Here is a 26,859-nt window from a genome sequence, read left to right as displayed (position 1 = left end):
CATGTTGTCTAACCATTATTCATGTGTGTTTTTCTGGTTATTTTTAATTACACTACGGTATTCTTGCGGCTTAAGGGATATCATGCTCGAACAAACGCTGCGTCATCATTATCAAAAACGGCTCGTTGATCCTTTAGTGAGGGTCCTGGATCGACGCATCACGCCACAGGCCATTACCTGGCTGTCGGGTTTTTTTGGCTTGGCCTTTATCCCCGCGCTGTGCGGGGGCTATGACAAACTGGCGATTTTTCTTTTGCTGATTTCCGGTTATTGCGATACGCTGGATGGCTCCCTGGCACGCCATCAAAACCAGGCGTCGCCCCTTGGTTCAGTGCTGGATATCATGATGGATAGGCTGGTTGAGTTCGCGGTGGTTTTTGCTCTGTATTGGATAAATCCGGAGCGGGCCTTCGCCATTATCCTGATGTTGGGCAGTATGCTTTTGTGCATCACCAGCTTTCTCGTGGTTGGCATTTTCAGCCAGAATGAATCCCATAAAAGTTTTCATTACAGCCCGGGGTTGATGGAAAGGGCGGAAGCCTTCTGTTTTTTTATTGCCATGGTGTTGCTGCCGCAATGGTTCAATGGTTTGGCTGCCGTTTTCACCACGCTGGTTTGCCTGACCGCCGTCATTCGCCTCGTCCAGTTTGCTCGCCACGAGGCTTTATTTCGTTCGCAAACCAATCCCCTGCCCTAAAGCTGCTAGACTTGTTGTTATAAAGTATACAAAGAGGCTCCCATGTACAAAGGGTTCGTGTGTGCGTTGATGCTTATTTTTAATTTAGCCTATGCCAAGGTGGAAGAAGCTATTTTTGCAGGAGGGTGTTTCTGGTGCGTGGAGGCCGATTTCGATAAAGTGAAGGGTGTGCTTGGCACCGTCGCCGGCTTTGACGGCGGCAGCAGTAAAGACCCAACCTATGAACAGGTATCCGCCGGGGGAACCGGCTATGCCGAAGCAGTGAGAGTCATGTATAATCCCGATGTGGTCAGTTACAGGCAACTGGTTGATTTTTTCTGGCACCACATTGACCCAACTGTCAAGGATGCCCAGTTCTGCGATCATGGCCGACAATACCGCAGCGCGATTTTTTATTTAAATGAAGAACAGAAAAAAATTGCCTTAGCCAGTAAAAAGGCCATGGAAAAACGGTTTAAACACGTGTACACCGAGGTCGTCCCGTCAACCCAGTTTTATGCAGCCGATGATTATCACCAGAATTATTATCTGAAACATAACTGGCGCTACAAATATTATCGTTACCGCTGCGGACGCGATGCACGTATTGATGAGGTATGGAACAAATGAGGACTATGCAATCGCTGCTCTTGCTCTTGCTTTCAAGCAGTCTCGCCCTGGCGGCGCCGTCATTCGATAAAGCCAGCCGCCTTAAGCAGTTAACGCCCCTGCAATACCAGGTGACTCAGAAAAACGCGACCGAAAAAGCCTTTGATAATCCCTACTGGGATAACAAGGCGGAAGGAATTTATGTGGATGTGGTTTCCGGTGAACCCTTATTCAGTTCCACCGACAAATACGATTCTGGAACAGGATGGCCGAGCTTTACCCGGCCCATTACTGCCAATGCCGTGATCTTAAAAAAAGAGCGTTCCTGGTTATTTTTTCAGCGCACCGAAGTGCGCTCAAGGTATGGCGATTCGCATTTAGGCCATGTCTTTGACGACGGACCGGAACCGACTAAACAACGTTACTGTATGAATTCTGCCGCCTTGCGCTTTATTCCAAAGCAGGACATGGAAAAGGAGGGATATGGACAATACCTCTACTTATTCAATCATTAAAACCTGGCTATACCGGTTGTTACCCCTGTTCCTGCTCCTTCTTGCAGCAGGCCTTTTTTTAAGCCTGGGTTTATATCAATACTTAAGCTTTGAGCAGTTACAGCGCCATCATCAAACGCTGCAGCGTTGGACTTCCTCCCATTATGCCGCGGTCACGCTGCTGTTTATGGCAACCTACATTGTCACCGTTGCCATCTCCATTCCGGGCGCCTTGTTACTGACATTGACGGGGGGGCTTTTGTTTGGCACCTTTCTCGGCAGTGTTTATGTCGCCTTCAGTGCCACGGCCGGTGCGGTGCTGCTTTATTTTGCCGTGCGTTTTGCTTTTATGGATTTAATGAATAAAAAAGCTGGCGGAAAACTGGCTTTAATGCGTCAGGGATTTCAACAAAATGCCTTTACCTACCTGCTGGTTTTACGCATCATCCCGCTATTTCCTTTCTGGCTGGTCAATATTGTACCCGCCTTGCTGAATGTCCCGGTTAAAACCTACATTGCCGCTACCATTATCGGCATTCTTCCCGGCACCCTGATTTATGCAAGCGTCGGCAGCAGTTTAAATTATTTATTTGCTCGCAATAAAGCGCCCGATCTGACCATCATTTTTCATCCTCACATTTTTTTACCGCTGCTTTGCCTGGGATTAATTATCCTGTTGCCTGTTTTTTATAAATACTGGCTCAATAAATCGTCTTCTTTAAAAGCGGCCAATGACGATACATTTGAATAGGAATATGTTAATTTACCGGGGGTTAAGAAAGAAATCACCCGTTTCACCGCCCGCCATTGTGCAGGTGCGTCACAAAACGACCTTAATTTGTGCAATAATTATTTTATTTTAACAAGATTTCCTATGCTAATTTGCAACCGCCAAATCACCGGACAACAACTGAATGACTTTGATGGCCTGCTTGACGTGTGCAGGCAGGCTGACGGCGGGTTGCCGGCCTTTTACCGTCATATTCTCACCCAGAAAAGAGACACGGAAAGCAATGTACTTTATTATGAGAAAGACAAACTGGTTGCGTTTTTAAGTGTTTATTTTTTCTATTCCAATGCCTGTGAAATCAGTCTGCTGGTTGCGCCCTCCCACCGCCGGCAGGGATTATCCCGCTTGTTGCTGGAAACGGTATTTCCGCTGTTAACTGCCAAACAGGTGGATTTTGTTATTTTTTCCATGCCGTCGAACTTAAACTCATCCTGGCTTGCCAATTTGGGTTTTAATTATCAGCAAACGGAATACCATATGCAGCGCAATGGGTATAAGCCGATTCTTCTTAACCAGCCCCGCTTGACCGTCAGGAAAGCCATATTCGAGGACGTCGAGACGCTGTGCGCTATCGACGATGCCTGCTTTAAAGACGGGCAGGTGAGCATGCCGTCGCGATTCATCACCCTGCTTGATGACAATGACTACACCATTTTTATTGCCCTGATTGATGAGAAACCGGTTGGAAAGGCCCACATCCGCTGGCAGGAAACCCTTGCATTATTTTCCGACATCGCCATTCTCCCGGCCTATCAACGTCAGGGCTTAGGCAGCGAATTGCTCGCTTATTGCATCAATCATGCCTTAACCCTGGGGAAAGACCGGCAGGAACTGGATGTTGAAACAACCAACCGCGGCGCGCTTGATCTGTATCTCCGTCATGGCTTTAACGTCCTTTATGAGCACGATTACTGGTTTATCCCGGTCAATTCATTGCGTATTATGCTGGTTTCGAGCATGGCGCGTGGCCAACAGTAATTATTATTAAAACAAAGGCCTGCGTTAGGCAGGCTAACCCCTGCGAAAGATTTATCAATTCGGCTTGACAGATTTTCTTGCCCCCCTTTAGTATTGCTTTTTATTGCTTACGGAAAGCCCTAAGGGTATGGAATGAAAAAGCGCGTGGTGATCACCGGCATGGAGATCGTGTCGTCCATCGGTAACGGATTGGAAAATTTTTGGGCGGCAGCAGTGAAAGGCCAATGCGGTATAAAACCCATTCAAAATTATGACCCTAGCCCCTACCCCACCCGGATTGCGGGTGAAATTCACGACTTTTCTTTAGCCCATCTTCCCGAATTCGATAAAAGCAAGCGCTACCCACGGGCGACTCAATACGCCCTTTATTGCAGTCACCATGCCATTGAACGCGCGGGCTTAAACAAGGCTGAACTGGCCAAAGCCGGCACCTACATTGGCACGAGCTTGGGAGGCACCCCTGAGCTTGAATCCGCCTATCAGGCTTTTTTTAATGAAGGATGGAAAAAAATACCGCCGTTGAGCGTCATCCGTGGCATGCCGAATTCCGTTGCCAATCACATTGCCATCGCCTTTGGTCTGGGCGGTCCTAATTCCACCATTTCCAACGCCTGCGTTTCCTCCGCAGAAGCCATTGGCAATGCCTATCAGCAAATTGCCAGCGGCCGACTCAGTGTCGCACTCTGCGGCGGCACAGAATCCCTGTTGTGGGAAACCATCATGGCCGCCTGGTGCAAGTTGCGAGTCATGTCAACTCAAAACGAACATCCTGCATTAGCCTGCCGCCCCTTTGATAAAAACCGCAGCGGCATGGTCATGGCGGATGGCGCAGGGGTACTGATCCTCGAAGAGTATCACCACGCCCGAGCCCGGGGTGCACTGATTTGGGGCGAAATCATTGGCTTTGGCGCCAGTTGCGACGCCTACCATGTCACCGCACCTGATTCGGAGGGGCAGATTCGGGCCATTCAGGCAGCACTCGATGATGCCCGTCTCAGCTTAAATGACGTGCAATACATCAATGCCCATGGCACCGGTACCGAACTAAACGATATCACGGAAACTGAAACCATCAAGCGTGTGTTTGGCGAGCGGGCCTATGACATACCCATTACGGCGCAAAAAGCCATGACCGGTCATCCTATTGGCGCGGCGGGCGCCATGGAAATCATTGCCACGGCGTTAAGCCTAAAGGAGGATCTGTTACTGCCCACGATTAATCTCAGCGAGCCGGATCCTGCCTGCGATCTGGATTATGTCGCCAATGAAGCACGTAAAAAGCCAGTCGACATTGCCTTGTCGCAACATTTTGCTTTCGGCGGAGCCAATGCCGCCTTGTTACTGAGGAGCGCTTCTTAACTGATTAATCATCAGGGTAGTGCTTATTGATAAAACATGATTCGCAACTAATCCCGCATCGCGGTATAATCGTGCTATTTTGCATGGTTTATATAGGTTAGTTGATGAAGGCATCTTTATTTGAAATTGCAGAGCGGGTCCAGGGCACGGTGGTAGGTGATAACCAGTTACTTATCGAGTGCATATCGCCTATTGATAATATCCTCCCCGGCTCGCTGGTTTTTGCGGACGGGAATGATAATTTAAAGATTGCCGAGCAATCGGAAGCTGCCGCTGTTTTAGTGAATCTGTCTGTCACCAGCAGCATCAAACCTGTTATCCAGGTTAAAAATCCCATTAAAGCGTTTATCCAGTTGCTCAATCATTTTTATCCGCAGCCACTGCCCGTCCCCGGGATTCATCCTACCGCTGTTATTGCCCCCGATGCTGTCATTGGTCACCACGTTTTCATTGGTCCCTATGTGGTTATCGGTGCGCACACCGTCATTGGCGATAATTGCATCATTAAAGGACATGTCCACATTGGTGAACAGGTCACGATTGGGGCAGGCACCACCCTGCATCCAAATGTCACCATTTATGATGGCTGCCGTCTCGGTCAACGCGTATGCATTCATGCAGCCACCGTCATCGGTTCGGACGGATTCGGCTATACTTTTGTTGATGGACAACACCTCAAAATGCCACATCTTGGCAATGTCGTCATCGAAGATGATGTGGAGATAGGCGCCAATACGGTGATTGACAGGGCCACACTGGGCTCTACCGTTATCGGGGCAGGAACGAAAATCGATAATCTGGTTCAGGTGGCGCACTCCGTTAAACTGGGGCAGCATAACATTCTCTGTGCCTTTACAGGCATCGCCGGCAGCAGCACCAGCGGTAACCATGTCATTTTCGCCGCCAATGTCGGGGTCAGTGACCACGTGCGCATCGATGACGGCGTCATTTTAGCCGCACGGGCAGGTGTACCACCTAAAAAACATTTGCTGGAAGGCAATATTTATCTGGGCAATCCGGCACGTCCGCGCGACAAGGCCATTGAACAGGAGCTTTCCGTGACACGCATCCCGTTGATGCGGAAAAATTTAAAAGCCTTAAGCGAGAAGGTCAATGCCTTAAGTGAGCGTTTGGCTCAATATGAAGCGAGTGAATAATGACATCCCCTTTCATTCTGGTTGACGGTTCATCCTATTTTTTTCGGGCTTTCCATGCGTTGCCGCCTTTAACCAATTCCAAAGGGAAACCCACGGGCGCCATTTATGGCGTGGCCAACATGATCAAGCGGCTCATCAAGGATTATAAACCGCAGCAACTGGCTGTCGTATTTGATGCCAAAGGTAAAACGTTTCGTGATGACTGGTATCCGGAGTACAAAGCCCATCGCGCACCCATGCCTGATGATTTAAGTTGCCAGTTTGAACCCTTGCTGACCTTATTAAAAGCCATGGGCTTACCGCTGCTGATTGTTGATGGTGTAGAGGCTGACGATGTCATCGGCACCCTGACCGTGCTGGCCACCGCCCAGGGCCGCCAAGTCGTTATTTCCACGGGTGACAAGGACATGGCCCAGCTGGTCAATCCGCAAGTAACCCTCATTAACACCATGAGCAACCAATTATTAGACAGCCAGGGGGTTTATCAGAAATTTGGCGTGAAGCCGGACCAAATCATTGATTACCTGACCTTAATTGGGGACAGCGTCGATAACATCCGCGGCGTGAACAAATGCGGCCCTAAAACGGCCGCTAAATGGCTGGAGCAATATCAAACGCTCGATAACCTGGTCGCTAATGCCCATGCCATCAGCGGCAAAATCGGAGAGAATCTGCGGGAAGCCTTACAGGATTTGCCGCTTTCCAAACGATTAGTCACCATCAAAACCGATGTTGAGCTGCCCATGACCCTGGAGGAATTGGTCATTCAGGCGCCTGAGCAACAACAGCTCATTGAACTGGTGCGGGAATTGGAATTTAAGGGGTGGCTTAAAGAATTACTCAGCGTAAAAGAACCCCAGCAACAATTGCAAATTGACCTACTTGAAGAACAACCCTCTGTCATCCAGTATGATCTGATTACGACCACAGCCAGCCTGGATGGGTGGGTGACCCAACTGCATGCCTGCAGCCAATTCAGCCTCGATACCCTGACTACCCATTTTGATCCCGTGGATGGGAAACTGGTGGGGATTGCTCTGGCTATTGATGCTGAACAAGTGGCCTATATTCCATTGCGTCATACCGAACACTGTGAACAACTGGCTGTGGATGTGGTCTTAAGTGCCTTAAAGCCGATTTTTGAAAACCCAGCCATTGGTAAAATTGGCAAAAACCTGAAGTACGACTATTGTATTCTTAAAAATCATGGCATCACCCTTCGCGGCTTAGCCTATGACACCATGCTGGAATCCTATGTTTTAAACAGCAGCAACACTGGCCACGATCTTGATTCCCTTTCGTTGAAATACTTGGGCCACAAAACCATACACTTTGACGAAATTGCCGGCAAGGGCAGTAAACAATTACCCTTTGACCAAATCCCGATCACAATAGCCGCACCTTATGCCGCCGAAGCGGCGGCCGTTGCGCTTCAACTGCATCAAACACTTTACCCCAAGCTCAGTGAATCGCTAAAACATGTTTTAAACGACATTGAAATACCGCTCATCACGGTGCTTGCAGACATTGAAAAACACGGGGTTCTTATCGATGAAAATGCATTAAGCCATCATGGACAGCGTTTGAAAGAACGAATGGCTGCACTGGAAATGGAGGCCGTGCAATTGGCGGGACGGTCCTTTAATCTGAATTCCCCCAAACAATTACAGGAAATTCTGTTTGATGAACTGAAATTACCGGTTTTTAGCAAAACGCCCACAGGGCAACCATCCACTGCAGAATCAGTTCTGCAGGAACTGGCTTTTGATTACCGCCTGCCTGCTGTCATTCTTGAATACCGCAGTTTAAGCAAACTGGTATCAACCTATATTGATGCCTTGCCCAAACGCCTGAATGCACGCACCCACCGGGTCCATACCTGTTACAATCAGGCCGTGGCTGCAACGGGTCGCCTGTCGTCCAGCGATCCCAATTTGCAGAACATTCCGATCCGTACAGAAGAGGGTCGCCTTATCCGCAAAGCGTTTATTGCTCCACCCCATCATCGTATCATGGCCGCGGACTATTCTCAGATTGAGTTGCGCATCATGGCGCATCTGTCACAGGATCCCAATTTGCTTAAGGCCTTTGCACAGGGCTGGGATATTCACGCAGCCACCGCCAGCGAAATTTTTCAGGTTAGTCTTGATAACATTACCCACGAACACCGCCGCCGTGCCAAAGCGATCAATTTCGGTCTAATTTACGGCATGTCGGCTTTTGGGCTTGCTAAACAGCTAGGCATTGAACGCCAGGATGCCCAATATTACATGGATACCTATTTTAAGCGTTACCCGGGGGTCCTTGATTACATGGAACGTACCCGTCGGCAAGCCCATCAATTGGGGTATGTAGAAACCCTGTTTGGACGCCGGCTGCATCTTCCTGAAATCAATACCCGTAACCTGATGCGTCAGAAAGCGGCTGAGCGGGCAGCCATCAATGCGCCTATGCAGGGAACCGCAGCCGACATCATTAAGAAAGCCATGTTGTCGGTAGCGGATTGGCAAAGTCAGCAAAAGGAACCTTTAGCCCGAATGATCATGCAGGTTCATGATGAATTGGTGTTTGAAGTACGCGAAGAAGCGGTTGAGCTGTGTCGGCAAGCCATCCCGTCGTTGATGGAAAATGTCGTTCAGCTGTCTGTTCCCTTGCAAGTCTCAGTCGGTGTAGGCGCCAACTGGGATGAAGCACACTAAATAAAAAAGGCGGGATGACCGCCTTTTTTATGAAAGAGCATGGTGTTTACCAGGTCACCAACCCATAAATAATGGCGGAAATAGCAATCAAACCAATCACGGTGATAAATCCATCAGTAATCCTGTGACGATAAGGTTTCATTGCCGGAACCTTTAACAGCGCATACATGGGCAATAAGAACAGGATCATCGCAATCACCGGGCCGCCCAGGGTTTCAATCATCCGCAGAATACTGGGATTAATGGTCGCCACGATCCAACAAGTGATAATGATGAAAATATCAATAGCCAGGTATAATTGATAGCGTTTGCCATCAGCCGCGTTACGCTTGCCCATGGATTTGATCAATAAGCCATGCATCCCTTCACTGGCTCCCAGGTAATGCCCCAGGAATGATTTGGAAATGGCAATAAACGCAATACACGGCGCCGCATAGGCAATCAGCGGGTTGTTAAAATGATTCGCCAGATAAGACAGGATGGTAATATTCTGCCGCTTGGCTTCGGCCAAGTCCTGTGGCGATAAACTGAACACGCAACTGAATACAAAAAACAGCACAGTCACCACCATCATCAGGTGGCTGTAACGCAGGATTTGGTTACTGCGGCGATCCGCATTATGGCCATACTGTTGTTTCTGGTGGACCGCGAATGAAGAAATAATCGGCGAATGATTAAATGAAAACACCATGACCGGAATAATCAGCCACAGGCACATCAGTAAACCATGCCCGTTAGACCCAATCGCGGCAGACTGATGTAAAATGGCTCCATTCCAGTGTGGGATTAAGTAAAGCGCCAACAGCATCAGCATGGTGATAAACGGATAAACCAGAACACTCATGGCCTTAACCACAAATTGCTGACCTACCCGGATAATGGCCATTAACGCCAGAATGAGCGCAATGGATAATACAGCCCGTGACGGCGGTGTAATGCCCAACTGATTAATTAAAAAACTTTGCGTTGTGTTGGTGATAGCGACACTGTACATTAACAAAAGAGGGTAAATGGCAAAGAAATAGAGAAACGTTAAGATTTTGCCTGCCAGCGGCCCAAAATGTTCATCGACAACCGCGGTGATATCGGCTTTGGGTTTTGAGCCGGATAACACAAACCGGCAAAGGGCGCGGTGGGAAAAATACGTCATTGGGAATGCCAGCACGGCCATGATCAATAACGGCCAAATACCATTCATTCCGGCATCAATAGGCAGGAAAAGAACGCCTGCGCCGATGGCTGTTCCATACAAGCCAAGCATCCAGATTGTATCCTGCTTCTGCCACTCAGAAACTTTGAGTGAAGTCTCCGCTGTTACCACCCCTACATCATGAGAAGACATATAACATCCTTCGTTAATTACTAAAAATACGGGCTATCTAGCCAGTTCTTGCTCAAACAAGCAATGTCTGTTTTTTATACAAACATCATCCAAAATAACAAATTTACTGGGTCAACGCAAGCGTAACTCTTACGCTATTAAGAGAAAACCCGCCACAAAATTGGATAATACAGTATTAAAATGATACAATATGAGCCTTTTAGCTCAAGCAAGACCAATGAACAAACAGGGTCGATTGGCTATACCTTATTCGAAAACAGATTATTATTTGATCAAAAGGACCATCATCAATCATGCAAACCATGCCAAACCTCATGCAGATTACCCTTCGACTCGTCAGTGCACTCACACTTTGGTTAAGTTCCACTGCTTACGCCGCTCAACAATCCTTGTGTAATTATTTAGGTACAGGCTCGCAACCCAATTTAACCCTTCAATTGCAGGCCAACGGTGGAAATTCCTGGGGACACTACCGTGCCGGTTATGGCAACTGCCAAACGGATGCAGGCGCCGGGATTCCCACGCATCCACAAGCAGATAAACAATGGAGCGTTTGGAATATCTATGATGAAAATAATAACTATTACGGCACACTGACCCTCTTGAACAATGGTTCGAACGTCCGTTTTGAACAATACAGCAATGAGGCGAAAACCGGTTACTACATTGATGGTCTTGATGTTAAACAGGAACCTCACAACCCCAATCAGTGGATAATTCGCGTATCAGACAAGGGCAAAATTGTCACGCCGGATAAACCAGCGGATGCAGGCCCCTTTGCCAATACCCCGCGAGCCACACCGGCTGTGTATGCCCTGAATACGGGCAAACCTTACATCTTAACGGTGAAAGGCAATCAAATTGTCGATAATGAGGGCAACGTCATCATGATCAGAGGCATGGCCAGACCATCGCTGGAATGGAACAAGCAAGGTCAGTTTCTCAGTGAAGACGACCTTTTGAACATGAAAAAATGGGGAGCCAACACCATTCGACTATCGCTTAAGCAAAAAAGCTGGCTTGAATCGGAATCGGTGGATGTCAAAGGCTCCTACAAACAAATCGTTGATGCGCTCATTTACCACGCCACCCAAAACGGCATGGCGGTAATTATCGATTTGCATTGGCTGGATAAAGACGGCCAGGACAACATGGCTTTTAAACGATCGTCTGTGCAATTCTGGCAAGACGTCGCCCGTCAATACAAAGATTACGGCACCGTCATGTTCGAATTATTTAATGAACCCGTCATTGATAAGGACGTGTGGCTTAAAGGCAACGCCACCTACGTTGGCTATCAGGAACTGGTAGACGCTATCCGGGCTACCGGCGCAAACAATATCTGCATTGTGAATGGCACGGAATGGGGGTTTAATTTGGATTTTGTGAATGCCAGCGACAATTACCATTATGCGATTAAGGGAGAAAACATTGTTTATGGCGCCCATCCTTATCAGCGGTCCTATGAGCAAATCAGCGCAAGCTTACAGGGTGTCATCAACAAATACCCCGTCATTTTTACTGAATTTGGCGATAACATCCGGGCTCACTTCCCGGCCACCTCAAAAGATACCATCCCGGATACTTATAAACAATCCTACACAGCCATTCTGAAATACATTGGTGATCACCAGATTCACTATACCGCCTGGGCCTGGTGGGTAGAGGATGGTAAACCCGATTTCCCCACTTTAATTGCCGATTGGGCTGGAACGCCCCTCAATGGGGGTGTACTGGTTAAGCAGGCAATGGAAGTCAATCCAGGGACGCCACTTCTTATCACCAGTAGCGGTAAATTACCCGGAAATTAAAACAAGAGGGGTGATTTTCCGGGTTGTGGTTTCAGCATGACACCCCAACCCGGGTTTCGGATTATCGCTCGTCACAGACGGTAAAATAACCGTGACGATAAGGGTTGCTGCGGGAACGGAACACATAATCGCGGCAGCGCTCACCGTTTTCATCGGTGTAGCGTTTATCAAGACGGAAAGCAAAATCAGCAAAATTCATGTCTTGTTGTAATTCACGCTGTTGATTGGCGCGATCTTCCTCTTCCATTTTTTTAAAATAATGGCTGAGCTTGCTGGCATAGACTGAAGTAAACACAAGGCTCATGATGATCAGAACGATTGTTTTTTTCATATAACGATCCATAGTAAAACAACACGGGCAATATTAAATCATAATTTGACGCAATTGACAAAATATTAAGCATTATTCATGGAAGGAAGGGGATATCTTCATGGCCACGAAATCGTTAAAATGAAGACCATCATACCAAACTGGATGGTTATAATGCCCCACGAGCTGCCCAAACGGATTTTAAACCTCTTTTTATTCTTTTCCTTTCTTTATCTTTTACTGCTGCCTTTTATTGCTTACCCGCTGACCACCATTTTAAAGCCTTTGCCCATTATTTGCCTGTTGATTCTGGTGAAGATCATGCCGCAGGCATCCATAATAAAAGGCCTGCTCGGCCTGGCCTTGGGTTTTTCTCTGGCCGGCGATGTCGTATTAACGCATTCGAGCCAGTTGGCCTTCATGATCGGCATGGTTTGTTTTCTATTGGCCCATTGCGTGTACATTAATCTTTTTTTGCGCGATTTTCATTTTAACCGCAATCGTCTGCTGATTTTTTTAATTCCCTTAAGCTTAGCCGTCGCCGGCTACAGTTATTTCCATACCGCGTTTGGGCAGCTGGCCATCCCCATTTTAGTTTACCTCATTGCCCTGCTCACCATGGTTTTTTCCGCGTTTCAGGTGAAACAACAGGCTGCCATGATTATTTCTGGCGCCTGTCTTTTCCTGGTATCAGACAGCCTGCTGGGGCTTGGCCTGTTTGTGATTCCCTCACGCTGGATGCCTTTGGCCGTGATGCTTACCTACTACCTGGCGCAACTTTTTATAACCACCGGTGTGTTGTACCGTCAAGTCGATACACCGGCTCAGCCCGTGAACCCTTACCCGTCGATTTAACCACGCTTTCGCTAAACCCCTATTGAAAGCAGGATACCGCGGCTTGCCGCGGTAAGTCTTTCAGGCTGATAGCATGGAATGCGTGCAGGTAGCCAATTAAACGGCAACGGGCGCTTTAATGGCTGCGTGGCATTGATAATTTTCGATAATAAAATCGTCGAATCGGTAGTCAAACAGGCTGTCAGGGCAGCGAGCCATGCGCAGTTGCGGTAAAGCCAGCGGTTCGCGTGCCAATTGGGTGTGCGCCTGCTCCAGGTGGTTTAAGTACAGATGACAGTCTCCACCAGTCCAAATAAATTCGCCGACATCAAGCTTGCACTGTTGTGCGACCATGTGAGTCAGCAGGGCATAGGAGGCGATATTAAACGGTACGCCAAGGAAGATATCGGCGGAGCGTTGATACAATTGGCAGGATAACTGGCCATTGGCGACATAAAATTGAAAAAGCGCATGGCAGGGCATTAACGCCATTTTATCCAGTTCACCAACATTCCAGGCACTGACAATCAGTCGTCTTGAATCAGGGTTATTTTTAATCTGCTGAAGCACATCGCTCAATTGATCAATCGTACGGCCATCCGCTGTCGGCCAGGACCGCCACTGCTGTCCGTACACAGGCCCGAGATTTCCTTCACTGTCTGCCCACTCATCCCAGATGGTCACGCCGTTTTCATGGAGGTAGGCAATGTTGGTATCTCCCTTTAAAAACCACAGCAATTCATGAATAATGCTTCGGGTGTGCAATTTTTTTGTTGTGACTAAGGGAAAGCCTTCTTTTAAATTAAAACGCATCTGATAACCAAACACCGACAGCGTACCAGTGCCTGTTCGATCCGCTTTCTTCACCCCGTAATCCAGTACATGTTGTAATAATTCAAGATATGTTTTCATGATTCAGCCCGCCACCACAACCAGATTCCTAAAATGAGCATGGGGATTGATAAAAGCTGCCCCATGGTTAACCAACCCAATGCCAGATAGCCCAATTGGACGTCAGGCACCCGGAAAAATTCGACAAACATCCGGCTAATAGCATACCCGATTAAAAACAAAGCCGATACCCGCCCTGCCGGACGCGGCGTTGAAGCATACCACCAGAGCAGAATAAATAGACCTATCCCTTCAAGACCCAGTTCATATAGTTGCGATGGATGCCGCGGCAAGCCATCGGAATGAGGAAATACCATGGCCCAGGGAACATCGGCCGTTCGCCCCCACAGCTCGCCATTGATAAAATTGCCTGCCCGGCCAGCGGCCAAGCCCAAAGGCACCAGGGGGGCAATAAAATCCCCCACCTCAAGAAAGGTTTTTTTGGTTTTACGGGCAAACAAAGCCAAGGCCAGCATAACCCCCAGCAATCCGCCATGAAATGACATGCCGCCTTCCCATAATTTAAACAGGGATAAGGGGTTTGCCAGGAGTTGCTGAGTGCCATAAAATAACATGTAGCCTAAACGACCGCCTAAAATAACCCCAATGGCCGCATAAAAAATCAAGTCGCTGATTTGTTCACTGCTCCAATCCAGTTGATAATGTCTGGCCCGCCAGTGCGCCAGTAACCAGGCCATGACAAAGCCCAAAAGATACATCAGTCCATACCAATGAACCTGCACAGGGCCAATAGAAAAAGCAACCGGATTGATGGCGGGAAATGTCAACATAATGACCTCCGTTATTGATTATCAGAACAGCAGATGCCATGCTGTAAAAAATAAAATGACCACAAAGCCGTATCGCAATTGTTTGACCGGCAAAATATAATTCAACTTAGCCCCCAGGGGTGCGAACAGGACGCTGGGGATAGCAACAGCAATCACCGCCGGCCAATAGATAAAGCCTGTGGCATAAGCCGGAAGTCCCGACTCCCAACGGCCGGTTAGCATAAAAATGAGGGTTCCCAAAACAGCCACGGTCAACGTACACAGGGAGGATACCGCTGCAATTTTTCTTGCCTCTATACCGCAATAAGTGAGGTAGGGGATAACCAGCACACCGCCGCCGACACCTAATAGCCCCGATTTGAAGCCGATGATAAACGTCACCAGGGCATTTATCCACCCGGCAGGAAACTGACGAGGCGTCGTCACATCCTCACCCCAGAGCATTTTAAAACCAACCACCAATAAAAAAAGACCAAAAATAATCTCAAGCACCCGTGTTGGAATAAAATAGGCCGATACAGAACCAACCAACACACCAACAAAAATCCCTGGCCATAAACGATGATAAATCCGCCATAAAATATCACCCAGTTTAAGGTGAGAATAGATAGAGGCTTGTGAAGTAAAAATCATCACCGCCAGGGACGTGCCGGCAGCAAAATGCATGCTTAATTTCAGCGGAATCAGCGCATCATGCTGAAAGATGTAAAGCAGCGCCGGCACCACAACAAGCCCGCCACCGATGCCTAAAATGCCAGACATTAAACCGGCAAACACACCAGCGGCCACATAAATAAGCACGATTAACCAAAAATCCTGCATCTAGGACCGTCCGGCACGAATCAAGCCGCCCAAGCCTTCCGCTTCCAGCGCGCGTTGCAGATGCAGGCGGATAGCCTCTGGATGCTCAAACTCAAGCACCTCAGCCAGGATTTTACGTGCGTTGGCTAATGAGAAATTGCGAATCACCCATTTCACGCGGGGCAAACTGACCGAATTCATGCTTAAAATATCAAAACCCATCGCCATCAATAAAATAACCGCCAGGGGATCGCTTGCCATCTCGCCGCAAATGCTGACCTCAACCCCGGCGGCATGCCCCCCCTCCACCACTTTCATCAGTGTCTGCAGCATGGCCGGATGGAACGAATCATAAAGGCCGGCCACTCTAGCATTGTTGCGATCGACGGCCAACAAGTACTGTGTTAAGTCATTGCTGCCGACAGAAAGAAAATCGACCCGCTTAGCCAACTCCCTTGCCAGATAAACGGCAGCCGGCACCTCCACCATCACGCCCAGGCGCGGTTTTTCAATGTTGCACCCCTCTTCCAGCAATTCACGGTAAGCCTGCTCGACCAGTAAGGTGGCTTCTTCCACCTCACCCAGGGTCGTCACCATGGGCAACATGATTTTAAGGTTGTTTAACTCTTCGCTGGCGCGCATCATGGCGCGGATTTGCATCAAAAACACATCAGGATGATCCAGGGTGATGCGAATGCCCCGCCAGCCCAGATACGGGTTATCCTCTTCCACCGGAAAATAAGGCAGGGTTTTATCACCGCCGATATCAAGGGTACGCATGGTGACACAACGTGGAGCGAAGGCTTTAAGAATTTGGCGATAAATAATGTATTGCTCGTCTTCGGAAGGAAAACGGTCGCGGCTCATAAACGGAATTTCAGACCGGTAAAGACCGACTCCTTCCGCACCCACGCTCATGGATAGACCCGCATCCATGGCCAAACCGGTATTGACTTGCAAGGAAATACGATAATTATCCAGGGTTTCAGCCGGCTTGTCGCGCAGGCTGACCAGACTCTGATTCAAAGCCTCTTCTTCTTTAGCCAGCTTTTTAAACTCAGCCAGGACTGATTTGGATGGTGACAGATAAATATGCCCAAGGAAGCCGTCGACAATCACGGCACGGCCGCTTAACTGCTCGACTTTTAAGCCCCTGACACCCATCACCGTCGGTACATCCAATGCCCGTGCTAAAATGGCAACATGGGAATTATTCGCACCCCGCGCCGACACCACCCCCACTAACTGGCCTTTCGGCACTTCGGCTAAGGCGGAAGCGGGAATTTCTTCACCGATGAGCACCGTACGGCGGGGATAGGTAATTTCTTCACGTTGGCAACGCTGCAGTTCAGCCAACACCCGCCGGCCAAGATCACGAAAATCGCTGGCTCGCTCGCGCAGGTACTCGTCCTCCATGCTTTCAAATTGTTGCACGTGTTTCTTAATCACCACAGACAAAGCCGCCTGAGCACTTAATTTTTCCTGGCGAATCACGTCCTCTACTTCAGCACCCAGGCTTTCATCATCGAGTATGCGAACATATACATCAAATAACGCGTGTTCTTCTTCCGCCACATTGCTTTTCATGCGCCGGCTTAAACGCTGCATGTCTTCGCGCGCAATCTGCAGGGCATCAAAAAAGGCCGTTACTTCGTCATCAACGTCCTCTCCCTCAACCGGAATACGCGGCACAGCGTCAATGTCGGCCGGTGGATAAACAACCACGGCACTGCCGATGCCGATGCCCGGGACACTGCCTATCCCGCTTAGCGAGGTCTGCACAACATCGGCTTTCTGCGCGCCTATCGGTTTGGGTTGGGTGAGTTCTGCAAGCTCCCCGGTTGCCTCGGCATGAGCAATGATGCCGCCAAGCTGTGCTGCGAGTGTAATTAAAAACGCTTCTTCGGCGTCGTCGAAACAACGTCGTTCGGACTGCTGAACCGTGATCACGCCGTATAATTTACGATGCTGAATAATGGGAACGCCAAGGAACGCTTTAAATTGTTCTTCTTCCAGCAAGGGGTCGTGATGAAAATCAGGGTGATTAGGCGCATCCTCGACATTGATGGGCTCCTCACGGCGGCCAACCAAACCGATGATCCCGCTGTCTAAACCCACCCGTACCCGAAATTGGGCCTGCTTGTTTAATCCGTCAGTCGCAATCAAGACATATTCGGTATGCTTGCTGTCAATCAGATAAACAGAGACCGCATCAGTATCAACAGCCTTTCGAACCCGTTGTACCAATATATCCAAAGCCTCCGTCAAATGGTTGGCTGTCGTGACGTCCTGTACGATGCGCTTGAGAATTTTTAACATTTATCGATTATGATTACCTCGCTTGCGGCGGTGGCTGAACGGGTTACGGCGTTTTTTTAACAAATACTCAAGCTCTTTCATGGCCTGAGCATACACTTGCCGTTTAAAAAAAATAACCTGTGCCGGCGGCTCGTTGTAATCAATCCAGCGCCAGCTGTCAAACTCGGGTGAATCGCTTAAATCCAGACGGACTTTTTGCTCACTGGCAACTAACCGTAACAGGTACCATTTTTGTTTTTGACCAATGACCAAGGGTGCGCTGCCATGACGCAAATATTGTTTGGGGAGCCGGTACTTAAGCCAGCGGCGGGTGGAGCCCAAGACTTCAATGTCTTCCTTATCAAGCCCTACTTCTTCACGCAATTCACGGAACATGGCATCCAGCGCCGTTTCCCCCTGCGCCAGGCCGCCCTGCGGAAATTGCCAGGCATCGTGACCGTGCCGCCGCCCCCAAAAAACCCGCCCAGAGTCATTAACCAGGATGATCCCAACATTCAGCCGATACCCGGCACGATCAATCACCATCTCATCACTGCTTAGACTAAATCACTAATGCCACAATTTTTCCATAAACTGCAAGACCTTGGCAAATAAATCTGCGCTTTATTGTTGACTCGACGGATAAGGGGCCGAATCCCACGCATGCGAGGTCCCCTCTGGAACATCTATTCCTGTTGAATTACGGTACAGACCACCACCATACAGAGCATACAAGGAGGGGAAGTTTAACGGTTGGACTGCAGGCGTCGGGGTGATCGTCTCAAGCTCGAGAGAAACATCCTGTATGGCTGCGTCTACTCTCAGTTTGGTCATCACCTCTGACGTTAGGCTCAAGGCATTCCGCAATATTTCCGCCCGATAAGGAATCTGATTTTCACAAACCGCCATATAAAAATGGGTAATTTCGGCAATGACCGTCTCCATGAATTTCGGCAGAATGGTCAGTGTCCCGGCTAATGACGAATAGGTGTATTGATTATCGAATAAGTCAGCTGCTATGCCTTTGAGTAAACGCTGCCATTCGGAATCCATCGCAAAGAACAACAGAGAATTGTTGGGATGTTGTTTATAACAATCCTCAATGGCCCGCGCAGCCGATTCAAATTGATTGGCCATGTGAGCGGCCTGCAGTTTCATGGCATGATCAAAGTCGTCTTGCCCCTCTCGAATAGCTGCCAGCAACATTTTAATGTCACGGGCATTGGCTTTGGCCTCATGAAAAAGCAAAGCGGCATCGTATTGGGCCTTCTGCATTTCCTTCTGCATAGCCTTTGCCTTTTCCAGGCAGTCTTTGTGCGCATCTACCTTTAAAAAAGGATAATTACGACAGTAAATTTCATAGATACCTAGATACACCCGATAAATGCTCAACGCACCGGCAAATTGCTGCATAAAAAGCTGAGCCTTGGGGGTATAGGGTTTTTCCGGTTGAAATGCATACCCCATTTTTACCGGGTTGAGGGATAATTTGCTCTCGGCAATCTGGTAATCCAGCGCCTCGGTAATGCTGATTCGGGTAGGCGATTGCGATTGCAATTCATCGGCACGCTCAGCGAGCAATTGCTCTTCTGGCAGACAGTTTTCCAGACGGGGTTTCATACTCTCCCAGTCAAACCATTGCTGCCCGTTAGCCGCCCTTTCCAATAAACCCTGGCTTTTGTCATTAAAAAAATAGCCACAGAGTTGCAACCTTAATTTTTTAAGGGTGTTTAAGTAGTTCTCTCTCCGCAGGTCCAGCGGTGAAGATACCTTGTCCATTTTGTCGTGCAATTCTTCCAGTTTACTTTTTGCCATCACGCTCTCCTTCACATCATCCCTGGCGGTAATTTCATCACTACGCATCGAAGCCTGTCAAGGCGATTATTATTTTTGCGTAAACACCACGTCATTCTGGAAGACAGAAGGCAATGAACGCTATAATTAGGAAAGAATGAATCAGTCCTCATCATGAAAAAAAGAATACTTATCATTAATACCGGAGGCACCATCAGCTCCGTAAAAACCGAGCACGGTTACGAACCGGCGGAAGGCTATGTTTCTGCCGCCCTGGCATTGGTTCCGGCCTTGCGTCATCAGGAAATGCCGTCTTATACCATTAAGGAATACAAGCCGCTGCTTGATTCTTCCAACATGACGCTCAATCATTGGAATTTAATTGCGCAGGATATCGCCCGCGAATACGATGATTACGATGGCTTTGTCGTCTTTCATGGCACCGATACCATGGCCTATACCGCATCCGCTTTATCGTTTATGCTGGAAAACTTAGCCAAACCCGTGATCATTACCGGATCGCAAATTCCCTTAGCCGAAGTGCGCAATGACGCGCTGGACAATGTGGTCACATCACTCTGGCTTTGTGCGCATCAGCCCATCAATGAAGTGTGCATTTACTTCAACCAACGCCTGCTGCGCGGTAATCGTTCGCGAAAAATCAGTGCACAAAGCTTTGATGCCTTCGACTCCCCCAATTACCCGCATTTAGCCTCTATCGGGATTAACATTGAATTGCATCACGACAATCTATTGCAGCTGCCTTCAAAACCCTTCCATCTGCAACCCATACACCCGCATTTTATTGCCAATTTTCGCCTGTTTCCGGGTTTTGCCGCTGACGTGCTGAATTACCTGGTGCAGCAGCCCTTACAGGGATTGGTTTTAGAGACCTATGGGGCTGGCAACGCGCAAAATAATGACCCCCGCTTTTTAAATATTCTCAAAGAGGCCTGCTCGCGCGGCATCATTATCGTCAATTGCACGCAATGCCAGCAGGGACGGGTCGAAATGAATCAATACGCCACCGGCCACACCCTGAAAGAAGCGGGCTTAATCAGCGGTCATGACATGACCCCGGAAGCAGCGCATTGCAAGTTACTCTATCTCCTGAGTAAAAACCTGACCTCTGAAGAAGTCAGGCAACGCATGGAGATGAACTTGTTTGGCGAGCTTAGTCATTAACTAGGTGTTGTAAGTGGGAGCCGCATTGAGGTCCTCTTTGTTCTCTTCTTTATCACCACCCAATTCCTTGATGGCTTGCTGGATACATTTTTTTAATTCGCCAGAATGGGGGCCTATGACAGGACCTGAAACAGTTGCTGAGGCAAAAAATGAAATGGTCACCGGAATTTCGAGATTCGCACCATGATGCTCGACCAACTCTTTATTTTTACGCAGTAAATTTCGCAGACATTCGAGTACCCTTTTGACACAAACTTCCCTGTAATTATCAAGATCCTCTTTAATCGTTTGTAAATCTTTATTACAGTCCTGGATTGCGCGCACCACGGCATCCTGTTTTTCTTTTTCCAAACGATTAAAGGAGGTAATTTTGGGGTTATGGGTAATGGTTTTTAATGTGCTTTGAGAATTGTGGCGGCTTTCTTTTACCTTATGAGCCAGGTAAACGCCTGCCCAATAACGAAACACGGTCAGTGGCGGCTTTTCTTCTTCTGTTTTTTTGTAAGGGATATTGAGTAAACCTGCGGCATTAAAGCGTTCATATAACTGTTTGAGCAACTCACTGACATCACTCATGCCAGGCCCAAAAGAGCCCTCAGAATAGCCTTTTTCATCGGCCTTCTCTTTTGCTTTTCTGCGGCATTCGGTTAATAACGTATTTAAAGCCTCGTAATTTTTTTCATCCGAGACATCCGATGCCAGATTACGTATATCCGTCCGTAATATATCTGCCTGTTCCCGTTTGTATTGTGACAAGGTCTCATCACGGCCCAAACCAAGCCAGCTACACACGGTATTACCAACACTTTTATCCGAAGCCACCGACGCATCACTGATCTTCATGATTTCGTTTATGAGGTATTCTTTCGCTATTTCAAGAAAAATAGTCATTGCACTACTCCTTTTGTCGCAATTTTTTTATCATATCAGTAATTTCAGGATTCGCAACATAAATGCAGACTGTTTAATTCGGCTACGGCCAACACATAAACACGACATAACGCAAGGATTAATTTATTCATGTCATTACAGATTGTCATTTTAGCAGCCGGTATGGGTAAACGAATGTACTCTGATTTACCCAAGGTGTTACACCCCTTGGCCGGAAAGCCCATGCTCGAACGGGTCGTAGAAACCGCCCGTCAACTGCACCCTGAAGCTATTCATATTATCTATGGCCATGGCGGCGGACACATCAAAGAAAGGCTGTCGCACCTGCCAGTGAACTGGATCATACAAGAACAGCAATTGGGAACCGGGCATGCCTTGCTTAAAGCCCTGCCGCATTTAAATCCACAGGCGCAGGTCCTGGTGCTATCAGGCGATGTCCCTTTGATTCAGGCCGATACCTTAAAAGCTTTGGTCACCTGTGCTGCTAACGCCCAGGCACTCACCCTGCTACTGGCCACGCTGGATGATCCCACCGGCCTTGGCCGTATTGTCCGTAACCACAACCATGCCATCGAAGCCATTGTTGAGGAAAAAGATGCGACGCCAGAACAACGTCAAATCCGCGAAATCTACAGCGGCATCTGCTGCGCCAATGTCAGCGACCTCCTGCGTTGGCTACCGCAATTAACTAACGATAACGCCCAGGGCGAGTATTACCTGACTGAAATCATCCGCTTCGCAGTCCAGGAAGGGCAACTCATCCACTCCATGTCTACCCCGCATGTGTTTGAAATTCAGGGTGTGAATAATCGCCTGCAATTGCAACAACTGGAACGCATCTGGCAGCAGTATCAGGCCGAGAAACTGATGCTTGAAGGCATTGGCATCGCCGATGCAGCGCGCATTGATATTCGCGGCAACTTAGTCTGCGGTAAGGATGTCTTCATTGATGTCAATTGTGTTTTTTCAGGGAACGTGACCCTGGGCAAAGGCAGCAGTATAGGCCCTAACTGCACGTTGACCAATGTCACTCTGGGTGAGCACTGCGACATCCTGGCCAATAGCGTTCTGGATGGGGCCGAATTAGGCGATCATTGCCAGGTTGGTCCCTTTGCCCGTTTACGCCCGGGTACCCGTCTGGCTGAAGGTTGTAAAATCGGTAATTTTGTTGAAACCAAAAACGCGGTGTTTGACATCGGCAGTAAAGCCAGTCACTTAAGCTATCTGGGCGACGTTTCCTTAGGAAAAAAAGTCAATGTCGGTGCCGGGACCATCACCTGTAATTATGATGGGGTCAACAAACATCAAACCGTTATCGAGGATGGGGTGTTTATAGGTTCAGACACGCAGTTGGTTGCACCCGTTACAGTAGGCGCCCATGCCACCATCGGCGCTGGCAGCACCATTCGCAAAAATGTTCCTGCCGGCGAACTGACTCTTACCGAAAATCGACAAAAGACCGTCTTTGGCTGGAAGCGGCCAGTCAAAACAGGAAAATAGGGCATTTGGCGCTTAAATCGGCAAGGTATCCTTCAGGCCTTGCCGGCTCCGTTGCCAAAAGGGGCCATCGACTGGCGTTTTATAATAAAGCGGTAGAGCCAGAACACCAGCGGCAATCCTAATATCACCATCACCAATTTATAAACCCAGCTTGTAAGCGCCAGACTAAAAATCTGTTCGTAGGGATAGATGCCGGCAAACAACAGGCTGTAATTGACCAGACACAACAACGAACTGGAAATGCTGTTGGCGACCAATAGCCTCAGGCTTTGATTTCCGCCGCCATAGCCGCTTTCTTTCAAATTCTTAAGCAGCACCGCATTACAGGTTAAGGTGATAAACAAGGCCAGGGTCGTGGCAGTTATGCGGCGGGGCATAATGAAGTGATAAAAAGGATTGAGGTCAAAGAAAGCGGGGGAAGGCAGGATGATGGTCGTCATTAACAGAATATCAAAGGTTAATTCACTCAGTAATACCACAAACATCAAGCGCAAATTAGCCCGGTAATCATAAATTTCACCCACCACATTACTCGCAATCAGCAGAAACGGCGACAGGATGCCGCTGGCAGGCAAAGTCCAGCCGTTGTTAAAAGAGACCAGCCGGTACTCACAGGCTAAACAGATTAAGGTAATGACGACAGAAAAGCCAAGCAGGTAATGGTAAACGGGCGAGTGCAGGTAATCCGGGACCGCGGCGCGGCGCAGCAACCTAAGGCGGCTGCCAAACAACAAACCGACCAGATACAGAATCCCGGCGCTGAACATGATACCGGAGACAATCATGAGGGAATCAATGTAAATCTGGTTAAAATTAGGAACGCGTGGATCAGAGAAAAGCAGAAAAAAATCCAGGCTAAAAAAGCTGAACCCGCCAAACAAAGCCAACAGGAGACGCTTGCGGGGTGACGCAAAGGTTGCGTTGTGGGGGGAACAGCAGAGAAGATGAGGAATATAAAAACTTAAGCCAAAAGCCAGTGTGGCTGCAAAAAATTTCTTGGGGATGTCTTCGAAAACAATCTGATAAGCCATGTTGTCGCGAACATAATCGACAGAAGGCAGGTTAACCAATAAATAAACGCCAATGGAAAACAGATAGAGCGCAAGCAGCGATTGATAAAGCACCTGCCTTTGCTGAGTGATAGAACATCCTTTCAGAACCAGCAAATAAAAACAGGCCACCAAAGGGCACAGCACGCTGCTGGCTGTAAACACCATGCCCTGCACGCTGATGATTTTAAACGATACATTAATGAGCAGGGGCAGAAAGGTCATCATCGCCACCGAAAGAATCAGGTAATGACGAGGCTGTGATGAAGTCATAGGAAATATCATACAATTTGCCAAATTCCGAGGGGCAAAATAAAGCCTTTACCGTGGCTGCTTACAAATTGTGCACGAATATAGCATTATTTTCATTAATTTGGCAAATTTATTGCATCCAGCACCCAGACGCTTCGGATTCCTCAATCTCATTTGACTCGTCATGGTTGCTGCTCTGAGCCCACTTAAACGATGGGAAAAACAGGCAGGAATAGGTTGGATGAGGACAGGGGCTTTTAGACGGCTGGTAATACATTCTCATGGCCGTATAAAAATCGTCGCCGCCCTGTTTTCGGCAATCTTCAAGCAGCCTGTCGATTGTTTCGGCCGGCTCCTCGCTTACAAACTTTCGCAGGCGTTCATGACTAATCGTGGCATTGTGATCAATTAAGGCAAACACTTCCCGTTCAATCATCAGCATTTCCTTCACCGCCATGGCTTTTTGCGTGGAATTTTTTAAAAAAATAAAACTGTCTTTCCAAAAATCACCAGTAGATAAAACAAAATAGCTTTCATCCTGTTTAATATAAAGAACCATCAGCCCCAAAAACAATTGCGCAAACGCATCCGCATCCCATTGCCGCCTATTGTACCTGTTATCGGATTTAAAATGGGCAATGAAGGCTTGATGCAGCGCTTGATCATGAAGCGAACCACCTAACAGACGGTTAGCCCGCGCAACATATTTCAGTAAATCCAGTGTATAAAGCGGCACATCCTTCTCAATCGCCAGTTTAAGTTTTAATTGGCTAAGCCGGTTCTTGAGGAGTTGAATGACGGTAGCAGGGGTTACGCCGGTTAACAGAGAAGGTAAGGACGAATAAAGATTAGCAGTTGCCGTCCGCATCCTGGCTTCGTACTTGCCTTGTTCAAGCTGTTGAAGAAGCGCGTTCTGTAATCGTTCAAGAAAAAGATAACCCATCTGGGTCTTAAAAAAATGATCGGGAAAAGGAACTGAACGAACCGCATCAAACAGGGATAAGGACGGGTTTTTATGCTGCTTTTCTAACGAGTCCCGGACCAGACTGACGACCTTTTGCGGCGTTAACGGGGTATTGATTTCCCATAAGAGCAGATAAAGCCTGTCCGACGCGGCAATGAGATCTTCTTCCGCCGCTTCATTGCTAAACAAATCATACACTTCTTTATGAAGATTAACATAAAAAGCCTGACCGGAAGGCGTCTTGAAAAAACCGGTCGGAAAGGAAGTCAAATCGTTCATTTCAAAAAGAGGCGGCACCTCCTCGTTGAGGTATTGGATTAACGTATTCCTTGTGCGGGTAATTAAATTTCCGATGGCCTCCTGTGTTATCTTACTACCCAGCAATTCCCATAAAACCAGATACAGTTTATCCGCTGCCGCCGCCAGATCCCTGGGGTTATCTTTATCCTTTATCACCAGCTGATACAATACCCTGTCTAAATGAAGAGCGAATTTCTGGCAAATCTCCGTAGTCCACTCGGTATTGACGCTGCCAATTTTTTGAAAAAACGAGCTGGTGTTTTTATCCGGTATTTCAGCCATTTGCATGACGGCCTGCAGCACAAAGGCATGGTCATTGTTAGGCAGTGCATAAGGTCCCTCAAGAATATCCAGCAATTTACCTAATACACCAAAGCAGGTCTCCAGCGACAGGAGCCCCTTGCCTTCATCAATATGCCGGACAATCTGGCTGAACATCCGGCTTACTTCTTGACGCAACGCCTCCCTGGACGGTGTTTCAAGCTGAAGCGGATTATCTTGGCTGAGGCTTTCATTGCTGGCGGAGCTGTCTTCCTGAACAGCACTTTCTTCCTGAGTGGAGCCCACTTCCTGAATGGGACTTCCCTCATAAATGAAAATGTCCTCGCAGACAGACGGCGGGAGCTTTTCAGTGTCTGAATCGTCTTCCTCTTTAGCGGACCTTTTTTCCGGGCCTTTCAATTGCCGCATCGTATCGCTGATGCATGTTTCGGCTTCCAGGATAATATCGTGCAGCCGTGTGCTCTTGGGATTCATTAGGGCTAGAAAATAATCATAAGCCAGTTCACTCAACTCAAGCTTCATCCGCGACAGGTACTCTTTATTGCCCCGGCGATTAGCAACACCCAAATCAACCCCATAAAGCGCACATACGCCGCGGGTTTCAACCGGTATATTACTGGCACACACCTCCAGCGAATGTTCAAGAATGGTATCCACAAAGGATTTAGCCGCTTCGCGGTCCTTTTCCTGGACGTAATGATCAACCAGGCTATACAACAGTTTATAAAACCATTCCATGGTGCTGGAAACTGAAGGAGTGATACCCTATCATGTCACAATAAAATGTCTATCGAAAGGGATA

The 26,859-nt window shown here is 48.1% G+C and carries 23 protein-coding genes; 12 read left to right on the top strand and 11 right to left on the bottom strand.

All coding sequences use genetic code 11. The annotated features are described in order from the left end of the window. Positions 1 to 82 precede the first annotated feature (82 nt). The 8 genes from Lery_RS04010 to polA all read left to right on the top strand — a co-directional run bounded on the left by Lery_RS04010 (position 83) and on the right by polA (position 8,762). Positions 83 to 697 (top strand): CDP-alcohol phosphatidyltransferase family protein, encoded by a 615-nt coding sequence (locus Lery_RS04010; RefSeq protein WP_058525969.1) that lies wholly within the window; start codon positions 83 to 85, stop codon positions 695 to 697. A gap of 42 nt (positions 698 to 739) precedes the next feature. Then, a complete protein-coding gene (gene msrA / locus Lery_RS04005; protein WP_058525968.1) occupies positions 740 to 1,306 on the top strand; it encodes a peptide-methionine (S)-S-oxide reductase MsrA in 567 nt (188 codons plus the stop codon). Next, the gene (msrB, locus tag Lery_RS04000; RefSeq protein ID WP_131751023.1) at positions 1,303 to 1,800 is read left to right on the top strand and encodes a peptide-methionine (R)-S-oxide reductase MsrB; all 498 of its coding nucleotides are present in this window, start codon (positions 1,303 to 1,305) and stop codon (positions 1,798 to 1,800) included. Before msrA ends, msrB begins: the two co-directional genes overlap by 4 nt. Further along, a complete protein-coding gene (locus Lery_RS03995) occupies positions 1,769 to 2,530 on the top strand; it encodes a TVP38/TMEM64 family protein (RefSeq protein WP_058525966.1) in 762 nt (253 codons plus the stop codon). Before msrB ends, Lery_RS03995 begins: the two co-directional genes overlap by 32 nt. 123 nt (positions 2,531 to 2,653) lie before the next feature. Then, on the top strand, positions 2,654 to 3,547 hold the full coding sequence (locus Lery_RS03990; protein ID WP_058525965.1) for a GNAT family N-acetyltransferase: 894 nt from the start codon (positions 2,654 to 2,656) through the stop codon (positions 3,545 to 3,547). A gap of 132 nt (positions 3,548 to 3,679) precedes the next feature. Next, a complete protein-coding gene (locus tag Lery_RS03985) occupies positions 3,680 to 4,906 on the top strand; it encodes a beta-ketoacyl-[acyl-carrier-protein] synthase family protein (RefSeq protein ID WP_058525964.1) in 1,227 nt (408 codons plus the stop codon). 104 nt (positions 4,907 to 5,010) lie between these two features. Next, positions 5,011 to 6,063 (top strand): UDP-3-O-(3-hydroxymyristoyl)glucosamine N-acyltransferase, encoded by a 1,053-nt coding sequence (gene lpxD / locus Lery_RS03980; protein WP_058525963.1) that lies wholly within the window; start codon positions 5,011 to 5,013, stop codon positions 6,061 to 6,063. Further along, positions 6,063 to 8,762, top strand: coding sequence for a DNA polymerase I (polA, locus tag Lery_RS03975; RefSeq protein ID WP_058525962.1), 2,700 nt, complete (start codon positions 6,063 to 6,065; stop codon positions 8,760 to 8,762). The genes lpxD and polA overlap by 1 nt, the downstream gene beginning before the upstream one ends. Positions 8,763 to 8,808: 46 nt before the next feature. On the opposite strand, the gene Lery_RS03970 is transcribed toward polA, so the two are convergent. After that, positions 8,809 to 10,104, bottom strand: coding sequence for a serine/threonine transporter (locus Lery_RS03970; RefSeq protein ID WP_058525961.1), 1,296 nt, complete (start codon positions 10,102 to 10,104; stop codon positions 8,809 to 8,811). A gap of 293 nt (positions 10,105 to 10,397) precedes the next feature. Between Lery_RS03970 and Lery_RS03965 the strand changes: the two genes are divergently transcribed. Then, the gene (locus Lery_RS03965) at positions 10,398 to 11,915 is read left to right on the top strand and encodes a glycoside hydrolase family 5 protein (RefSeq protein ID WP_058525960.1); all 1,518 of its coding nucleotides are present in this window, start codon (positions 10,398 to 10,400) and stop codon (positions 11,913 to 11,915) included. A gap of 61 nt (positions 11,916 to 11,976) precedes the next feature. Here the strand turns inward: Lery_RS03965 and Lery_RS03960 are convergent, their stop codons facing one another. After that, positions 11,977 to 12,246 carry a hypothetical protein gene (locus Lery_RS03960; protein WP_058525959.1) on the bottom strand — a complete coding sequence of 90 codons (270 nt, stop codon included), beginning with the start codon at positions 12,244 to 12,246 and terminating at the stop codon, positions 11,977 to 11,979. Positions 12,247 to 12,399: 153 nt separating this feature from the next. Here Lery_RS03960 and Lery_RS03955 point away from each other — a divergent pair, with 153 nt between their 5' ends. Further along, entirely contained in the window at positions 12,400 to 13,080 is a 681-nt protein-coding gene (locus Lery_RS03955; protein WP_058525958.1) for a lysoplasmalogenase, read from the top strand. A 96-nt stretch (positions 13,081 to 13,176) separates the two neighbouring features. Here the strand turns inward: Lery_RS03955 and thyA are convergent, their stop codons facing one another. The 6 genes from thyA to Lery_RS03925 all read right to left on the bottom strand — a co-directional run bounded on the left by thyA (position 13,177) and on the right by Lery_RS03925 (position 19,655). Beyond that, positions 13,177 to 13,971, bottom strand: a complete 795-nt coding sequence (thyA, locus tag Lery_RS03950; protein WP_058525957.1) for a thymidylate synthase — start codon at positions 13,969 to 13,971, stop codon at positions 13,177 to 13,179. Beyond that, positions 13,968 to 14,741 carry a prolipoprotein diacylglyceryl transferase gene (gene lgt, locus Lery_RS03945; protein WP_058525956.1) on the bottom strand — a complete coding sequence of 258 codons (774 nt, stop codon included), beginning with the start codon at positions 14,739 to 14,741 and terminating at the stop codon, positions 13,968 to 13,970. The genes thyA and lgt overlap by 4 nt, the downstream gene beginning before the upstream one ends. A 21-nt stretch (positions 14,742 to 14,762) precedes the next feature. Further along, complete coding sequence (locus Lery_RS03940; RefSeq protein WP_058525955.1) at positions 14,763 to 15,563, bottom strand: sulfite exporter TauE/SafE family protein; 801 nt, start codon at positions 15,561 to 15,563, stop codon at positions 14,763 to 14,765. Then, positions 15,564 to 17,861 carry a phosphoenolpyruvate--protein phosphotransferase gene (ptsP, locus tag Lery_RS03935; RefSeq protein ID WP_058525954.1) on the bottom strand — a complete coding sequence of 766 codons (2,298 nt, stop codon included), beginning with the start codon at positions 17,859 to 17,861 and terminating at the stop codon, positions 15,564 to 15,566. It lies immediately after the preceding gene. Next, positions 17,862 to 18,386: an RNA pyrophosphohydrolase gene (locus Lery_RS03930; protein ID WP_058525953.1), complete on the bottom strand. Its 525-nt coding sequence runs from the start codon at positions 18,384 to 18,386 to the stop codon at positions 17,862 to 17,864. Between the two features lie 78 nt (positions 18,387 to 18,464). Then, a complete protein-coding gene (locus tag Lery_RS03925) occupies positions 18,465 to 19,655 on the bottom strand; it encodes a hypothetical protein (RefSeq protein ID WP_058525952.1) in 1,191 nt (396 codons plus the stop codon). A gap of 153 nt (positions 19,656 to 19,808) precedes the next feature. Between Lery_RS03925 and ansA the strand changes: the two genes are divergently transcribed. Continuing rightward, positions 19,809 to 20,819 carry an asparaginase gene (gene ansA, locus Lery_RS03920; protein ID WP_058525951.1) on the top strand — a complete coding sequence of 337 codons (1,011 nt, stop codon included), beginning with the start codon at positions 19,809 to 19,811 and terminating at the stop codon, positions 20,817 to 20,819. Here the strand turns inward: ansA and Lery_RS03915 are convergent, their stop codons facing one another. Further along, on the bottom strand, positions 20,820 to 21,710 hold the full coding sequence (locus Lery_RS03915) for a hypothetical protein (protein WP_058525950.1): 891 nt from the start codon (positions 21,708 to 21,710) through the stop codon (positions 20,820 to 20,822). Between the two features lie 129 nt (positions 21,711 to 21,839). On the opposite strand from Lery_RS03915, the gene glmU reads away from it, so the two are divergent. Continuing rightward, entirely contained in the window at positions 21,840 to 23,210 is a 1,371-nt protein-coding gene (glmU, locus tag Lery_RS03910; protein ID WP_058525949.1) for a bifunctional UDP-N-acetylglucosamine diphosphorylase/glucosamine-1-phosphate N-acetyltransferase GlmU, read from the top strand. Positions 23,211 to 23,242: 32 nt separating this feature from the next. Here glmU and Lery_RS03905 read toward each other — a convergent pair whose 3' ends face one another. Next, on the bottom strand, positions 23,243 to 24,532 hold the full coding sequence (locus tag Lery_RS03905) for a VUT family protein (protein WP_058525948.1): 1,290 nt from the start codon (positions 24,530 to 24,532) through the stop codon (positions 23,243 to 23,245). Between the two features lie 109 nt (positions 24,533 to 24,641). Continuing rightward, a complete protein-coding gene (locus Lery_RS03900) occupies positions 24,642 to 26,795 on the bottom strand; it encodes a hypothetical protein (RefSeq protein ID WP_058525947.1) in 2,154 nt (717 codons plus the stop codon). Positions 26,796 to 26,859 lie beyond the last annotated feature (64 nt).

The sequence above is a fragment of the Legionella erythra genome (assembly GCF_001467615.1).
In the GTDB taxonomy this organism is placed as follows: domain Bacteria; phylum Pseudomonadota; class Gammaproteobacteria; order Legionellales; family Legionellaceae; genus Legionella_C; species Legionella_C erythra.
This window is presented reverse-complemented; position numbering and strand designations above follow the sequence as displayed.

What these genes read in the sequence shown, in the direction of transcription:
- Lery_RS04010 (WP_058525969.1), top strand. Translation starts at nt 83, where the DNA reads ATGCTCGAACAAACGCTGCGTCATCATTATCAAAAACGGCTCGTTGAT.
- msrA (WP_058525968.1), top strand. Translation starts at nt 740, where the DNA reads ATGTACAAAGGGTTCGTGTGTGCGTTGATGCTTATTTTTAATTTAGCC.
- msrB (WP_131751023.1), top strand. Translation starts at nt 1,303, where the DNA reads ATGAGGACTATGCAATCGCTGCTCTTGCTCTTGCTTTCAAGCAGTCTC.
- Lery_RS03995 (WP_058525966.1), top strand. Translation starts at nt 1,769, where the DNA reads ATGGACAATACCTCTACTTATTCAATCATTAAAACCTGGCTATACCGG.
- Lery_RS03990 (WP_058525965.1), top strand. Translation starts at nt 2,654, where the DNA reads ATGCTAATTTGCAACCGCCAAATCACCGGACAACAACTGAATGACTTT.
- Lery_RS03985 (WP_058525964.1), top strand. Translation starts at nt 3,680, where the DNA reads ATGAAAAAGCGCGTGGTGATCACCGGCATGGAGATCGTGTCGTCCATC.
- lpxD (WP_058525963.1), top strand. Translation starts at nt 5,011, where the DNA reads ATGAAGGCATCTTTATTTGAAATTGCAGAGCGGGTCCAGGGCACGGTG.
- polA (WP_058525962.1), top strand. Translation starts at nt 6,063, where the DNA reads ATGACATCCCCTTTCATTCTGGTTGACGGTTCATCCTATTTTTTTCGG.
- Lery_RS03970 (WP_058525961.1), bottom strand. Translation starts at nt 10,104, where the DNA reads ATGTCTTCTCATGATGTAGGGGTGGTAACAGCGGAGACTTCACTCAAA.
- Lery_RS03965 (WP_058525960.1), top strand. Translation starts at nt 10,398, where the DNA reads ATGCAAACCATGCCAAACCTCATGCAGATTACCCTTCGACTCGTCAGT.
- Lery_RS03960 (WP_058525959.1), bottom strand. Translation starts at nt 12,246, where the DNA reads ATGAAAAAAACAATCGTTCTGATCATCATGAGCCTTGTGTTTACTTCA.
- Lery_RS03955 (WP_058525958.1), top strand. Translation starts at nt 12,400, where the DNA reads ATGCCCCACGAGCTGCCCAAACGGATTTTAAACCTCTTTTTATTCTTT.
- thyA (WP_058525957.1), bottom strand. Translation starts at nt 13,971, where the DNA reads ATGAAAACATATCTTGAATTATTACAACATGTACTGGATTACGGGGTG.
- lgt (WP_058525956.1), bottom strand. Translation starts at nt 14,741, where the DNA reads ATGTTGACATTTCCCGCCATCAATCCGGTTGCTTTTTCTATTGGCCCT.
- Lery_RS03940 (WP_058525955.1), bottom strand. Translation starts at nt 15,563, where the DNA reads ATGCAGGATTTTTGGTTAATCGTGCTTATTTATGTGGCCGCTGGTGTG.
- ptsP (WP_058525954.1), bottom strand. Translation starts at nt 17,861, where the DNA reads ATGTTAAAAATTCTCAAGCGCATCGTACAGGACGTCACGACAGCCAAC.
- Lery_RS03930 (WP_058525953.1), bottom strand. Translation starts at nt 18,386, where the DNA reads ATGGTGATTGATCGTGCCGGGTATCGGCTGAATGTTGGGATCATCCTG.
- Lery_RS03925 (WP_058525952.1), bottom strand. Translation starts at nt 19,655, where the DNA reads ATGGCAAAAAGTAAACTGGAAGAATTGCACGACAAAATGGACAAGGTA.
- ansA (WP_058525951.1), top strand. Translation starts at nt 19,809, where the DNA reads ATGAAAAAAAGAATACTTATCATTAATACCGGAGGCACCATCAGCTCC.
- Lery_RS03915 (WP_058525950.1), bottom strand. Translation starts at nt 21,710, where the DNA reads ATGACTATTTTTCTTGAAATAGCGAAAGAATACCTCATAAACGAAATC.
- glmU (WP_058525949.1), top strand. Translation starts at nt 21,840, where the DNA reads ATGTCATTACAGATTGTCATTTTAGCAGCCGGTATGGGTAAACGAATG.
- Lery_RS03905 (WP_058525948.1), bottom strand. Translation starts at nt 24,532, where the DNA reads ATGACTTCATCACAGCCTCGTCATTACCTGATTCTTTCGGTGGCGATG.
- Lery_RS03900 (WP_058525947.1), bottom strand. Translation starts at nt 26,795, where the DNA reads ATGGAATGGTTTTATAAACTGTTGTATAGCCTGGTTGATCATTACGTC.